The sequence below is a fragment of the Paraflavitalea devenefica genome, assembly GCF_011759375.1.
Classification (GTDB): Bacteria; Bacteroidota; Bacteroidia; order Chitinophagales; family Chitinophagaceae; genus Paraflavitalea; species Paraflavitalea devenefica.
This window is the reverse complement of sequence record NZ_JAARML010000010.1, coordinates 25946-41491: the sequence shown is the minus strand read 5'-3', so window position 1 is coordinate 41491 and position 15546 is coordinate 25946. Positions and strand designations below refer to the sequence as shown.

The 15546-nt window shown below is 45.9% G+C and carries 8 protein-coding genes; all 8 read left to right on the top strand.

Annotation, left to right across the window (positions count from 1 at the left end; all coding sequences use genetic code 11):
• Positions 1-171: 171 nt before the first annotated feature.
• The 8 genes from HB364_RS31980 to HB364_RS31945 all read left to right on the top strand — a co-directional run bounded on the left by HB364_RS31980 (position 172) and on the right by HB364_RS31945 (position 15504).
• Positions 172-3297 (top strand): SusC/RagA family TonB-linked outer membrane protein, encoded by a 3126-nt coding sequence (locus HB364_RS31980; RefSeq protein WP_167292524.1) that lies wholly within the window; start codon positions 172-174, stop codon positions 3295-3297.
• Between the two features lie 20 nt (positions 3298-3317).
• Positions 3318-4910 (top strand): RagB/SusD family nutrient uptake outer membrane protein, encoded by a 1593-nt coding sequence (locus HB364_RS31975; RefSeq protein ID WP_167292523.1) that lies wholly within the window; start codon positions 3318-3320, stop codon positions 4908-4910.
• A 54-nt stretch (positions 4911-4964) separates the two neighbouring features.
• Complete coding sequence (locus HB364_RS31970) at positions 4965-5813, top strand: hypothetical protein (RefSeq protein ID WP_167292522.1); 849 nt, start codon at positions 4965-4967, stop codon at positions 5811-5813.
• A 281-nt stretch (positions 5814-6094) separates the two neighbouring features.
• Positions 6095-8314, top strand: coding sequence for a glycoside hydrolase family 3 C-terminal domain-containing protein (locus HB364_RS31965; RefSeq protein ID WP_208420174.1), 2220 nt, complete (start codon positions 6095-6097; stop codon positions 8312-8314).
• 121 nt (positions 8315-8435) lie between these two features.
• Entirely contained in the window at positions 8436-10289 is a 1854-nt protein-coding gene (locus tag HB364_RS31960) for a sialate O-acetylesterase (RefSeq protein ID WP_246228676.1), read from the top strand.
• Between the two features lie 22 nt (positions 10290-10311).
• Positions 10312-11946: an alpha-L-fucosidase gene (locus tag HB364_RS31955; protein WP_167292521.1), complete on the top strand. Its 1635-nt coding sequence runs from the start codon at positions 10312-10314 to the stop codon at positions 11944-11946.
• Positions 11947-12076: 130 nt separating this feature from the next.
• Positions 12077-13039: an alpha/beta hydrolase gene (locus tag HB364_RS31950; protein WP_208420172.1), complete on the top strand. Its 963-nt coding sequence runs from the start codon at positions 12077-12079 to the stop codon at positions 13037-13039.
• Positions 13040-13119: 80 nt separating this feature from the next.
• On the top strand, positions 13120-15504 hold the full coding sequence (locus HB364_RS31945) for a glycoside hydrolase family 2 TIM barrel-domain containing protein (RefSeq protein WP_167292520.1): 2385 nt from the start codon (positions 13120-13122) through the stop codon (positions 15502-15504).
• Positions 15505-15546 lie beyond the last annotated feature (42 nt).

Here is a 15546-nt window from a genome sequence, read left to right as displayed (position 1 = left end):
TTTCAAACAGCACAGTAATAGTTTTACAGCATTCTTGAACGATTGAATGCTGCGTATATGAAACTATTGGATTCTCCGAATTCTTCCCTTTTTAATGCCATACTGGCAGCACTCCTTGTTTGCAGAATAACTCCCGGGCGCTTTTACGATCATTCCGATAAACAATTACATATGAAATCAATCAAAACGGTTCGCTTGCGAACATTGCTGCTATGGGGCATTTTCTCAATATTCCTGGCAAACACAAATGCCGTTGCCCAAACGGAAAAAGTGACCGGTAGGGTCATTAGCCAACGTATAGCAACGCCGGTGTCGGCTGCAACGGTTACTGTAAAAAACACCAGTCGCACTACCATGACTGACCAGGACGGGAAGTTTACCATCAATGCCTCAACCGGTGAGGTGCTGGTAATTTCTTCCATCGGTTTTACTGCCCGGGAGGTAAGGGTGGGCTCCGGCGATCTGAATATTCAGTTGCAGGAAGCTGAAAACCAACTCGAAGGAGTAGTGGTGATCGGCTACGGCACGCAAAAGAAAAAATTAGTGACCGGCGCCAACCTGCAGGTGAAAGGGGAGGATCTTCAAAAGCAAAATACCACCAATGCGTTGCAGGCCTTACAGGGCCAGGCCACGGGTGTACAGATCACTTCTTCTTCCGGGCAACCAGGTGACGGATTCAACGTGATCATCAGAGGTAAAGGTACCATTGGCAATTTTGGGCCACTGGTGGTGGTTGATGGTGTTCAGGGAGTGAACCTGAATTCAATCAACCCTGCCGATATTGAATCCATTGATGTTTTAAAGGATGCTGCTTCTGCGGCCATCTATGGTTCGCAGGCTGCTAATGGTGTCATCCTGGTTACCACAAGATCAGGAAAACAAAATCAAAAAGCACAGATCACGTTGGATGTTTACTATGGTCTTCAAAATGTACCCAAGAAAGCACAGTTATTAGATGCAAAAGGGTATGCCACGATCATGAATGAGCAGGCCGTTAATTCCGGCAAGATCCCCTACTTCACGAATGATGAAATCAGCAAGCTGCCGGTGAATACGAACTGGCTCGATCAAATGTTCGTGAAGAATGTTCCCACACAAAATTATGTATTGGGCGCCCAGGGCGGAAATGCAGGATCTACATATTCGACATCCCTGGGTTATACGAGCCAGGGCGGGATTGTTGGCGGTAAAAATATCTCGTATTACGAACGCTATACTTTCAAAATTAACTCTGAGCATAATTTGTATCAGAATATTATCAAGTTAGGCGAGCATCTTACGTTCAACAACGTAAACAACCATGGTATTCAAACCGGTGGGCAGTACAATAATACTTTACGGGCTGCCTTTTCTACCTCTCCTTTCCTGCCGATGTACGATGCATCAGGCGACTTCTTCAGGTCAGATAGCCTTCGATGGAACCCCGGAACTGTAGGTGACCCGCAGTGGGACAATGGTGTATCCAATCCGTATGCAGCGATGTATTACGGCTCCAATGGCAGGAACAAGAACCAGGGATTGTTTGGTGATGCGTATTTGCAAATTGAACCCATTAAAGGGTTGAGGATTCGCACAAGCGTGGGCCTGAATTATTGGAGTAACCAAAGCCATGGATTTACACCTCCCTACCACCTTTCTGTTTTTGCGCGCGTTGATACCTCCACCGTGTATCAGTCAATGGGCACTGGTCAAACCCTTCAATTTGATAATACCGTGAGCTACGATTTTAAGGTAGCAAAAGAGCACAGCTTCGGTGTGATGGCTGGAAGTTCAGCATTGAAAACAAAAGGTTCCGGTCTGTATGGTACCAACTGGGACTTGCGTGTACTTGACTTGCAGCATGCCTATCTGGACGTTGCCCAGGATCGGTCGGCGCAATCCAATCACCTTTCTGCAACCGGTGCGCCTTTTGAATCGGCATTGATGTCTTACTTCGGAAGATTGCAATACAACTTCCAGGAGAAATACTTGTTCAATGCTACTTTCCGTGCCGATGCCTCCTCCAATTTTGCACCCGGTCATCGCTGGGGCTATTTCCCTTCCGTGTCAGCAGGATGGATTGCATCGAGGGAAGCTTTTATGCAAACCATTCGCGGACTGGATTTCTTTAAACTCAGGGCAAGCTGGGGCCAGGTAGGCAATCAAAATATTGCGGGATATCAATATTTGTCACTGATAAGCTTTAACCAGGCTGGTTATAGTTTTGGGCCTGTTGAAGGTAGCAACGTACAAGGCGCCTGGCCAAGCAGTCTCGGAAATCCAGGGATAAAATGGGAAACATCAGAGCAATTCAATATTGGATTTGATGCAACGCTGTTGAAAGGGCTGAATGTTAGTTTCGATTATTACATTAAAAAAACAAGGGATTGGTTGATTAACGTACCTGTTCTTGCTACCTCAGGCGTTGAAAATATAACCATCAATGGTGGCGATGTAAAGAATACCGGCGTTGAGCTGGCGCTTAATTACCGTAACAGCATAGGCAAAAATTTTAATTATTCCATTGCCGCTAACGGTTCGTATAATAAAAATACGATTGGGAACATTCCTACCAAAGATCACATCATTCATGGTAATACCAATGTGTTGTTTGCCAATGCACTGGAGTTTTACAGGGCACAAAACGGCTTTCCCGTTGGATATTTCTGGGGTTTAAAAACGGCAGGCGTATTCCAAACCGAAGAAGAGGTAAATGCTTACAGAGGTAAGACAGGCAATCCCATTCAGCCTGGTGTAAAGCCAGGTGATCTTCGCTATGTTGATTTGAATGGAGATGGCGTTATCGATAATAACGACAGAACAAAGATCGGTGATCCTAATCCTGATTTCATTTTCGGATTTAATGTATCACTAGAGTATAAAGGTTTTGATTTCCTGGTGCAGGCATCGGGCGTAGCCGGCAACCAATTGGTACAATCATGGAGAAGTCCGGGTGGCCGTGCAAATTATTCTGCGGAGATACTGGAACGCTGGACTGGTCCCGGATCATCGAATAGAATTCCAAGAGTAACGGAAGAAGGTACCAACTGGGCGCAATTCTCCGACCTGTACGTTTATGATGGCAGTTATCTGCGCATCAATACCATCACACTTGGCTATGATTTTGCGAGGATCGCCAAGAAGAGTTTCCTGAGTAAAGTAAGACTGTATGCGTCTGTATTGAATGCCTTTACATTCACCAAATACAACGGAATGGACCCTGAAGTCGGTCACAATGAAGGCTTTTCTTCAGGAGTGGATGTAGGTTACTATCCAAGACCTAGAACCATAATGGCTGGTGCAAGCATCCGTTTTTAATCAAACTGAAAATGAAAATCATGAAAAAAATAAATCTATATATCGCGGTAATTACCTTGTTGTCGCTGGCTGCTTGTAATAAAAGCTTTCTGGACACGGAAGATGTAACAAGTATTTCGGATCAGAATTTTTATAAAACTCCCAACGATGCCTATAAGGCGCTGGTGGGGGTGTATGATGGATTGCAACGTGTATGGTCAGGCGGAATGGCGGTGCCACTGGCGGCAGAAATCATGTCGGACAATGCATTTGGCGGCGCCGGTAATGCAGACGGTTTTGGCATTCAAATGGTGGACGAGTTTGATAAACAGCGTTCGCCCAGTGATCAAAATATGTTTGAGGGTGACTGGAAAGATTATTATAAGGCTATCTACCGTGCCAATATGTTGTTAACGCATCTTGACCAGGTGGATTGGAAAGGGCAGGGGGCTTTGCGCAATGTTTATGAGTCTGAAGCCAGGTTCATCCGCGCTAATTGTTATTTTGATATGGTAAGGTTGTGGGGACATGTTCCGTTGCTTACCAAGCCTTCCACGGAAAATGTTGCGCAGGCGGAACCCGATAGTGTTTACCGGCTTATTGCTGATGACCTGAAATTTGCTGTGGCGAATCTTCCGGCAGTAAAATATACCGCCCAGGCGCCTGCTACTTATGGAAGGGTGACCAAATGGGCTGCAGCGTCCTTGCTTGGCCGTGTATTTCTTTACTATACTGGTTATTACAATAAACCGGATCTGGCAGGTGTCGTTTCCAAATCGCAGGCACTGGCTTACGTGGAAGATGTAATTGCGAATGGGGGATTTGGATTGGTAGACAATTTTGCCAATCTCTGGCCTGCAGCTTCGCTGAATAATTATGTGGGTGAAGATAATAAGGAAACAGTTTTTGCTATCAAATACACGTATACGAGCGACTGGAATGGCAATGTGGATGGCAATAACTGGCTGGTGATGTTTGGCATCCGGGTTCAGAATATTTATCCTTATGGCCTGGGATGGGGAGGCGGAACTGTGAATCCCAAACTTTGGAATGCTTATGGAGCGAACGACAGCCGCCGCGTTGCTACTATTATTTCCATTAGCGATGAAAACCTTGACTTCAAGAACTTAAAAGACCAGCGGGAATACACGGGGTATTACATGAAGAAATACACGCCGATGGCTGATGCTGCAGGTAAAAGCCTTGCCGAAAAAATGGGTGGCGTAAGCTTCATGATCAGCCAGTTTGAAGATTATGTTTCTATTCGTTATGCAGACGTGTTATTGATGGCTGCTGAATTGGGCTCTCCCAAAGCGCAACAACATTTTGATGCGGTACGCCAGAGAGCATTCGGTTCCAACTTTGTTCAAATACCGGTAAGCCAGGGAAATATTATGAATGAAAGAAAGCTGGAGTTTGCAGGGGAGGGGATCCGTTACTGGGATCTGCTTCGCCAGGGAGTAAATGCAGCTGCCACTGCCATTGCCGAATCGGTAACGCTTCAAAATGGCGGCGTGAATACCCTAAAAACCATTACAGCAGCAAAGATCACTGAAACAAAAGGGTTGTCGCAAATTCCTTATTCCCAGATCACTTTGTCAAATGAAGTGTTGAAGCAAAATGCAGGATGGTAATGAAGTTGGTTGCGTTCTTAAAGATATCAATATTAACATTTAAAAGATTGTATAATGAAACTCATTAAACTAATAATACCGTTGGTTTTTATAGTTGCAGTGTTGGTACTGTCTTGCAAAAAGAAAGACTACAGCTTGCCTGGATTGCCCGATAAGTCGGCGATCAATATGGAAGTGAAACAAGACCTTACAGTCGATCCCGGAGGCAATACGGTTTACCTTATCAACCATACCGATAAGGTGGAACCGGTTTGGGATTACGCTACCGGCAAATCTATGCGCCGCGCGGATACTGTGCGATACGCTTTTAAAGGGGATTATAAGATAGCCCGTTCCGCCATTACCGATGGCGGGATCGTGTATTTGGATACCATTACCATTCATGTTACCAAAGACAACCTTAATTATGTGAACAATCCTTTATGGATCCTTTTAAGCGGAGGCCCGGGCAATGAAAAAACCTGGCTGCTCGACCTTGATGCCAATGGCGTTTCCAAAGTATTTGACGGGCCGATGTATTTTGGAGGGGATGAGCTCATCTGGGGTTCTCAATGCTCCAAGCCAAATGGCAATTGCTGGACATGGGCCCCTAAATGGTCCGACAATACATGGTTATGTCCTAAAGGCGACTATGGTACTATGACATTCAGCCTTAAGGGCGGCCCCTTTGTAAAAGTAGACCAGAAAATGATAAGTACCAGTGGCATTACTTCCGGAACCTATTACCTGGACAAAGATGCCAAAACAGTGAGTTTTTCTGGTGTGATTCCGCTGAATCTTGGGAAGGACCAGGTTTACGCCAAAGCCACACTTATATCTTTAACGGATAAGTCCATGCAGATGGCATTTAAAACTCCTTCAAAAGCCGAGGTGGGAATTTATAATTATATCGCTAAAGAATAATTCGTCCAGGTACCGGCATGCCGTTGAGGGCATCCTCAGGAAGAAATCTTCAGAAAAATCTTTTTATTAGCATAGCAATTTTGCAAGGCGGAGGGAGTTTCTACTCCTTCCTTTTTTTGCAGCTATTTGTTGTATGCCTATGCAGCGGGTGGGGCTTGAGTAAACCTGGTGAAAGTAAGGCTTTGGTAACATTTGATACCCTACTGTGAAACATTCCGGTCCCTGGTTTCAAACAGTACCGTAATACTTTTACAGCATTCAATTAATCATTGCATTGTTATATGAAACTACAACTGTTACAGCCTGGTTTGCTGCGTTCTTCCCTGTTGAATATTTTATTGCTTCCCGCAGTTTTATTGTCGATGGTGCTCGCAACCGATGCCCAACAAACGGCAGCGGGCGATATGGCTACTGAACAAAAGATCCGCACCTTGATCAGCCAAATGACCTTACAGGAAAAGGTGAGCCTCCTGCATGGGAATTCAAAATTTTATGTAGCAGGTATAAAAAGACTGGGCATTCCTGAATGGGCGTTGAGTGACGGGCCACATGGCGTACGTGCTGAGATTAACAGGCACGACTGGGCCTATGCAGGGTGGACCAATGATTCTGCGACTTGTTTTCCGCCGGGAACAGCGCTGGCCGCTACCTGGAATCCCGCGTTGGCTTACCAACAGGGGTTGGTGTTGGCGGAAGAAGCCCGCTACCGGAAAAAAGATGTTCTACTGGGCCCCGGCGTCAACATTATCCGCTCTCCACTTTGCGGCAGAAACTTTGAATACATGAGTGAAGACCCTTTGCTGGTTTCAAAGATGGCCGTTGCTTATATCAAAGCGTTGCAGTCGAAGGATGTGGCCGCCAGCGTAAAACACTGGCTGGCCAATAACCAGGAAGAACACCGCGACTCTATTGACGTGACCATGAGCGAAAGGGCTTTGCGTGAAATTTATTTGCCGGCATTTAAAGCCTCGGTAACGGAAGGCGGCGCTTATACCGTGATGGCTGCCTACAACAGGTTCAGAGGGGAGTGGTGTTCGGAAAATGACTACCTCAACCGGCAACTGCTTAGAAATGAATTTGGTTTCAAGGGCGTGTTAATGACCGACTGGTCGGCCGCACATTCAACCGTGAAAGCGGCTTTAACCGGGCTCGACCTGGAAATGGGTACCGATAAAAAAGATTACAATGAATGGTACTTTGCCAGTCCCCTGGTCAAGGCAGTGGAAGAAGGAAAAGTACCGGTATCGGTGGTGGATGAAAAAGTGGGGAACGTATTACGGGTAATGTTTAATACCAAAGTCTTCGATGAAAAGAACCGGGAGAAAGGTACAATGAATACCCCCGCACATCAGCAGGCTGCCTATCATGCTGCTGCCGAAGCGGCGGTATTATTACAAAATAAGGGTAAACTGCTGCCGCTGCAGGTCGATAAACTAAAATCAATCGCCGTCATTGGTGATAATGCTACCCGTAAACATTGCAGCGGCGGGCTCAGTTCTGAAATAAAGACCCTGTATGAAATAACACCCCTGCAGGCCCTGCAGCAAAAGCTGGGCGCCAGGGTAAAAATAAATTATGCACAGGGGTATGAAAAGCAATCTACCTTCCGGGAAGGCAATAACACTGGCCAGTCCAGTGCCGACAAAGTGGATTGGAAACTCATCGATGAAGCGGTGGCAGCCGCCAGGGAATCGGATGTTGCTATTATTTTCGGTGGATTGAATCATGATTTTGATACCGAATCCTCTGACAAGCAAAATATGGATTTGCCCTACGGGCAGGAGATCCTGATCCAGGAAGTGGCCAAAGCAAATCCTAATACAATAGTGGTTATTATTGCCGGGTCGCCGGTTAAACTGGCCGGTATCGTTCACCGGGTACCCGCCATCTTATGGTCGTGGTTTGGAGGTATGGAAGCCGGGAATGTAGTGGCCGATCTGCTGAGTGGTAAAATAAACCCTTCGGGCAAGCTCCCGTTCACGCTGCCGGTATCCCTGTCGCAGTCACCTGCTCATGCCCTGGGCAACTTTCCCGGCAGAGATCTGAAAGTCAATTATGAAGAAGATATCCTGGTAGGATACCGCTGGTTCGATACGAAGAGAATTCAACCGCAATTTCCCTTTGGTTATGGGCTTTCTTATACTGATTTTTCCATCAGTCATTTTTCAACGGATAAAGTAAGCTATGGAAAAAACGAGATCATTCATGCTAAATTTACCATCAAAAATACAGGCAGCTTGCACGGAGCGGAAGTGGTGCAGCTATATGTAAGCGATCCGGTTTGTTCTGTATTGCGCCCCGAGAAAGAGCTAAAGGCTTTTGAGAAAATATTCCTGAAACCTGGTGAAACGAAGACCGTTGAACTGCAGGTGAAAGTGGCCGATCTGGCATTTTACGACGAACTAAAAAAGGCATGGAACGCTGAAGCCGGTGAATACATCCTGCAGATAGGTAATTCATCCCATAACATCTTTCAGAAGGAGAAAATTTCAGTTAAGTAAGATTATTATTAAGATGACCATGAATAAAGCGATCCGCATATCTTTTTTTATAGCATCATTATTTTTATTCAGCTTGCTTTCTAATGCTCAGATCAGTTTGCCGAAAGTATTTGGCGACAATATGGTCTTGCAACGAGGGATTTCCATTCCTGTTTGGGGAAAGGCGAGTCCGGGAAAGTTGGTAATAGCGGAACTTGGGACGGTGCGTGCCACTACCAAAGCCGGTAAAGACGGAAAATGGATGCTTCGATTTCCAAAGTTTAAAGCAGGTGGTCCTTATGTGCTCAAGATAGCTGAATCAGGAAAGCCCAATGCCGCAATCGAGCTGAAAGGCATCCTGATCGGAGATGTATGGCTGGCTTCGGGTCAGTCGAATATGGAATGGCAGGTGCAGCAGTCCGGGGATGCGCGTAAGGAAATTGAAAGTGCCAACTTTCCTCAAATACGTTTTCTTGTTGTTGAGCATGACAAGCAATTGACCCCACAGTCAGATATCTTATCTGGCAAATGGAAAGTTTGTGATACGGCAAATGTGAAGGAATTCTCGGCGGTTGCTTACTATTTTGCCCGTAAAATTCATCGGGATCAGCATATTCCGGTTGGCATTATTCAAAGCACCTGGGGCGGAACGCCGGTGGAAGCCTGGACGAGCCGCGACATGTTGCTTACATCGCCCATTACCAGAGCAAAAACACTCAGTAATGATACGCTTAGTTTTGATCGGGAAGATTTTATAACCGATAGTTTGAACTGGATACGCACTTGGGATATTGTTTTTAATCCACAAAACAATACGGATAAAATAATTCCTGCCCTGGAATATAATGATGCCGGTTGGACAAATATTGAAATGCCCAATGTTATAAAAGATTTTGGAATTGGAAATTATGAAGGAATGGTTTGGTTACGGAAAAAGGTATCATTGCCTGGGTCCTTTGCCGGGAAAGAGCTAACAGTGCATCTGGGCCATCCGGAAATGAACTATTCCCTTTATTTCAATGGACAGGAGATCTGTAAGAATATCTGGAATGCGAATCCCACGCATCATTATACTATTCCAGCCAACCTTGTGAAACAGGGTGATAATATCATTGCTATCAGGATGGCCATGCTATGGGGCGGCGGCGGTTTGAATCCTCCGGCAGAGGACCTGTATATTACTGATGGTGCTTCTACAATTTCTTTAGCCGGGAAATGGTTGTATCAAAAAGACCTTGAAACCGCTTTTCCGAAAATACTCAACTATCAGTATTACCCCACCGTGCTCTTCAATGCCATGATCAACCCGCTTATTCCTTATAGTATCAAAGGATTTATCTGGTATCAGGGCGAATCGAATGCCTGGGCTGCTTACAATTACAGAAAATTGTTTCCGATGCTCATCACCGATTGGCGGCAACGCTGGCAGCAGGGCGATTGTCCATTTTTGTTTGTTCAGCTGGCGAATTACATGAAAACAAAACCGCTGCCCACTGAAAGTGAATGGGCCGAATTGCGCGAAGCGCAAACGTTGACATTATCTCTGCCCAACACAGGTATGGCATGCATCATAGATATTGGGGAAGCGAATGATATTCATCCGAAAAATAAACAGGAAGTGGGCCGCCGGCTGGCATTAATTGCAAATAAACAGGTGTACAAACAAGCCGGTATCGCATCTGGGCCGGTGTATACAAATTTCCGGAAAGAGGGGAACCGTATCCGCATCAATTTCACCAATACGGGTTCAGGTCTTTCAACGAGGGACGGAAAAGAAGTGACGGGTTTTGCCATTGCAGGCAAAGACAAAAAGTTTTATTGGGCAAAAGCCATTATTGAAGGAGACCATGTGATCCTTTCTTCCGATAAAGTCGCGGAGCCTGAAGCCGTGCGATATGCCTGGGCAGACAATCCCCTCTGTAACCTGGTAAATTCAGCAAGGCTGCCAGCTATCCCTTTCAGAACAGATAACTGGAAAGAGATTATTCAAAAATAAAATCTGTAGATTAATGAAGCTAATGAAACATATTATTTCACTGATTACTGGTGCTCTTCTTGCTCATTCGCTTATCGCGCAGGAAAATTATCAATCGCCAGTCAGGCCAGGCAACGAACCGGTTGCACCAGGCAAGTTCGAACCCACCTGGCAATCACTTCAACAATATAAAGTACCCGAATGGTTCCGTAATGCCAAGTTTGGTATTTGGGCGCATTGGGGCCCGCAATGTCAGCCTGAACAGGGCGACTGGTATGGACGGTTCATGTACGATGAAGGCGGTGAACAATATAAATGGCATGTAGCCCATTACGGACATCCTTCCAAAGCGGGGTTTAAAGAAGTGATCAACGACTGGAAAGCGCAGCGTTGGGATCCGGAAAACCTGGTAGCCCTTTACAAACGTACGGGGGCACAATATTTCTTTGCGATGGCCAACCACCACGATAATCTCGATTTGTGGAACAGCAAATACCAGGAATGGAACTCCCTTCGGGTTGGTCCAAAGAAGGATATTATTAAGGGTTGGGCCAATGCAGCAAAGAAATATAATCTTCCCTTCGGATTAAGTGTGCACGCTTCTCATGCATGGACCTGGTTTGAAACGGCTCAACGTTCAGATAAAAATGGTCCTTTGGCCGGCGTTCCCTACGACGGGAAACTCACCAGGACGGATGGCAAGGGAACCTGGTGGGAGGGGCTTGACCCGCAAGCGCTGTATGCACAGGATCACACGCTCAGTGAGGGAAGCGAAAATATTACCAGCTTGTGGAAGCAATGGGATTGGAAAAATGGGGCTTCTGTGCCAACACAGGATTATTGCGACAAATTTTATAACCGCACGATTGATCTGATCAACCAATACAATCCCGATCTACTCTACTTCGATGATACAGGACTTCCTCTCTATCCTGTAAGCGATGCGGGGTTAAAAATTGCCGCACACTACTATAATCATAACATGGCCACGCACAACGGCAAACTCAACGCTGTTTTGTTTGGTAAAGTACTCACCGAAGACCAAAAAAAATGCATGGTCTGGGATGTGGAAAGAGGAGCTCCTGATAAGATGCAAAACAAAGCCTGGCAAACCTGTACGTGTATTGGTGACTGGCATTATAAAAGGTCCACCTATGAGAATAATGGTTATAAATCAGCAAAGACTGTTATCCATACGTTGGTTGATATTGTCAGCAAAAATGGGAATCTGCTGCTGAATATTCCTATTCGTGGAGACGGGACAATTGATGAAAAAGAAATGGCAATACTCGAAGGCATCGCTGGCTGGATGGATATTAACAAGGAAAGCATTTTTGATACTCGTCCCTGGAAAATCTATGGAGAAGGACCGGTTGCTGAAGCAGCTAATCCGATGAATGGTCCTGGGTTTAACGAAGAAAAAATAAAATTTTCGGCAAAAGATATTCGCTACAATCAGAAAGGGAAAAATTTATATGCTACTGTATTGGGTACACCGGAGGAAAAAGTGATGCTGAAAGCGTTGGGTAAAACAAAAGGTAATGGCGTAGTAAAGCGAATTGAAGTACTGGGTAGCAAGGAAAAGATATCATGGAAACAAAATGCTGGTTCGTTATCAATTCAAAAACCAAAACTGGTTCCGAATGACTTGGCAATGGTGTTTAAAATTTACCTTTAAAAAGTATGACACCAATAAGATATTACAAACCCGAGTTAGACTTGCTTCGCCTTTGTGCATTTTTATTTGTGTTCTTTACACACCGATGAGGCTGAGGGGTTGTTATTTATAAATCCGGTAAAACTATAATATGAATAACGTATTAATAGTATTGTTTTTGCTTTTAGCTGATGGTATTTCAGGTTATGCACAGGAAAAACCATCAGTGGTGGTCAAAGATTCCACACCAGCGTCCACCAGCAAAGGTCGCTTTGGGGGACCAACTAAGCTGGGACCCGATGATAAGCCCGCCTTTGACAATCCACCTGCCGGGTTCAGAGACAAGCGTGAAAATATAGCTCACGGTACTATGGCTACTGTTCAGTATGACTCCAAAACGCTTTCCACACGTCGGGAGATGCTGGTTTATACACCTCCCGGATATTCACCCGACCGAAAGTATCCGGTGATTTATTTACTGCACGGTCTCAACTCCGGCGCCGGTCAATGGCCTTACTGGGTCCATGCTGATTATGTCATCGACAACCTGCTGGCCGACGGTAAAATCGGACCTGCAATTATGGTTTTCCCTAATTGTAATACAAACATAACTGTGTCCAATCCCAAGCCTGATGAACAGGAAGAGCGAAATGGCGGATTTAAAGGTTATGGCAAGCCCTTCGAAAACGATTTGCTCAACGACATCATTCCTTACATCGAATCCCACTATTCGGTTTACACCGACCGCAAACATCGTGCACTCGCAGGGTTGTCCATGGGCGGTGGCCAGTCTCTGAATATCGGCCTTTCGCACATCAATACTTTTGCTTACGTCGGTGGATTTTCTTCAGCCCCGAATACTAATGAATTCGGGGGACTTTCTGACACCAAACTGTTGCCGGATTTGGTGGCAGCAAAGAAGCAACTTAAAGTGCTGTGGCTTGGCTGTGGCAATAAGGATGGACTGATCAGTGTCAGCCAGCGTGTGCACCAGTACCTCAAAAAACAAGGGGTGCCGCATGTATGGCATGTGGATGACAATGCTCATGACGATACCGAGTGGGCCAACAATCTGTATCTTTTTGTACAGCATATTTTCAAAAAACGTCGGTAAACAACGCGTGTTTCAGGGACCAAATGATAAAGTGTAGAAAAACGATTAAAGCTTCTGGCGTTTCGCTGTTGATGGTTTTTATGTCAATAGTATCGTATTCAACAGCGCAGAAAATTAATAAGACGAAAATCCCTTTCGACTTTGGCTGGAGGTTTGCGCTGAACGATCATCCCGGCGCTGAGCGGCCTGAATTTGATGATGCCAACTGGCGCCTGGTGGATGTGCTGCACGATTTCAGTATCGAACATCCTTTCGATTCGGCCAATCGTACTGGCGCAGGTGGAGGCTATACCTATAGCGGCATTGGTTGGTACAGAAAACACTTCAGGTCTGAACCGGGTTTTTCCGGCAGGAAGGTGGAAGTATTGTTCGATGGTGTTTATCGCAACAGCGAAGTATGGATCAATGGACATTACCTGGGCATTCGCCCTTATGGGTATTCTTCTTTCTATTATGACCTCACACAGTATTTGAAACCTGCGGGCCAGGAAAACGTTATCGCTGTAAAAGTGAATACCACTGAACAGCCCAATTCCAGGTGGTATACCGGTTCCGGAATTTACCGGCATGTATGGCTGGTAGCTAAAAACAAACTGCATATTGATCAATGGGGAGTTTTTGCCCGCACCGTAGAGGCCAACAATGACAAGGCCAGTATTGATATTTCCATAGCATTGAGCAACGAAACGAGGGGTGATCGGCCCTGTACAGTAATTACAAAATTGATAAATGCAGCCGGTAAAGAAGCGGGGAGGGCTACATCGAAAGTGGAAGCGGGGGCCGGACTGGAGCTGAAGATCGAACAAAACATCAGGATCAACAAACCGGCATTATGGTCTGTTGAACAACCCAGGTTATATCAGTTACAGGTAGAAGTGCAATCGGGCGGAAAGGTGGTAGATCATTATGCTTCATCATTTGGCATAAGGATAGCTCAATTTGATCCCAACAAAGGTTTTTTGTTAAATGAGAAACAGGTCAAATTGAAAGGGGTAAACAATCACCACGATGGCGGGCCATTGGGCGCCGTCGTGGTGGATGGCACACATAAACGCCAGTTGGAGATCTTAAAAAGCATGGGCTGCAATGCGCTCAGGATGAGCCACAACCCGCCATCGCCGGAGTTGTTGGCGTATGCGGATACTTTGGGATTTGTGGTCATTGACGAGCTATTTGATGAATGGATGGACGGGAAAACGCCAGCTGGATATGCAGCTCATTTTACGAAATGGTACGAAAAGGATGTTGAAAACTGGATCAGGCGCGACCGGAACCATCCTTGTGTTATTGCCTGGAGTATCGGCAACGAAGTAAGGGAGCAGTATAATAAAGAAAATGCATTAAAGATCACCCCAATGCTCATAGAAGCTTCGCGCAAATACGATAATACGCGTCCCTTTACTGCAGCCTGCAACGAGATCGTTAATGCCAATTCCTTTGGCATGGCCGGTTTATTGGATATAGTCGGTTACAACTACCAGGAGGCTTTTTATAAAACAGACCATGAAAAATACCCCAACCGGGTCATCTTTGGGTCCGAGACGGTGATATATCCCTACCACACCGGCGATTGCTGGCAATTGCGTTCCTATGACCAATGGCTGGAGGGGCAGGTGAAAGATTATGTGGCAGGTGAATTTCTGTGGACGGGGTTTGATTATATCGGTGAAGCAGGCATTGGCGATGTAGGTACCGGTTGTAAATTCTGGGAAAAATGGCCAACCTGGCCTTGGCGTGGCGCTTCCTGCGGTGTGATCGACATGTGCGGCTTTCCAAAACCCGGGTTTTGGTTCAGGAAAGCCCTTTGGAATAAGGAACCCGTGGTACATATTGCTGTGCAAACCGATACATCGGCAAGGAATAGAGAGCTGTGCTCTTTCTGGAGCTGGCCAAAGGTCGAAACCCATTGGAACCATGACCGGAAAGGCGATACGCTGGCGGTGCATGTGTATACCAATGTACCGGAAGTGGAACTGAAACTGAATGGAAGATCATTGGGCACCCGCAAATGGGAGCTCAACAAAGAAGCCTTCCTGTTCTGGGAAGTACCCTATGAACCAGGTAAACTGGAAGCCATAGGAAAAACAGCAGACGGAAAAAGGGTTTCCTTTTCTGTTCAAACGGCCGGTGAACCGGCTACAATAATGCTGTCGCCTGATAAAAAAGTGCTGAAGGCAAACCGGCAGGACCTGAGTTATGTTGCTGTGCAGGTGCTTGATGTCAATGGCCTGCCGGTTCCTTTTGCTAACAATAGGATCACTTTTGAAGTCACCGGGGCCGGTAAACTCGCTGCAGTAGGCAATGGTGATCAGCAAAGCCATACGCCCTTAAAGGGGAACCAGATGGAAGCCTGGCAGGGAAAATGTATCGCTATCATACAATCGACAGGCAGGAAAGGCGAAATAACCATCACTGCCAGGAGCGGATCGCTTCCGGTAGCAACAACCACTTTGAAAGCGGAATAACCCGGTCCATGTTTGGAGCTCTGGTTCCGGGAAAGTCGGATT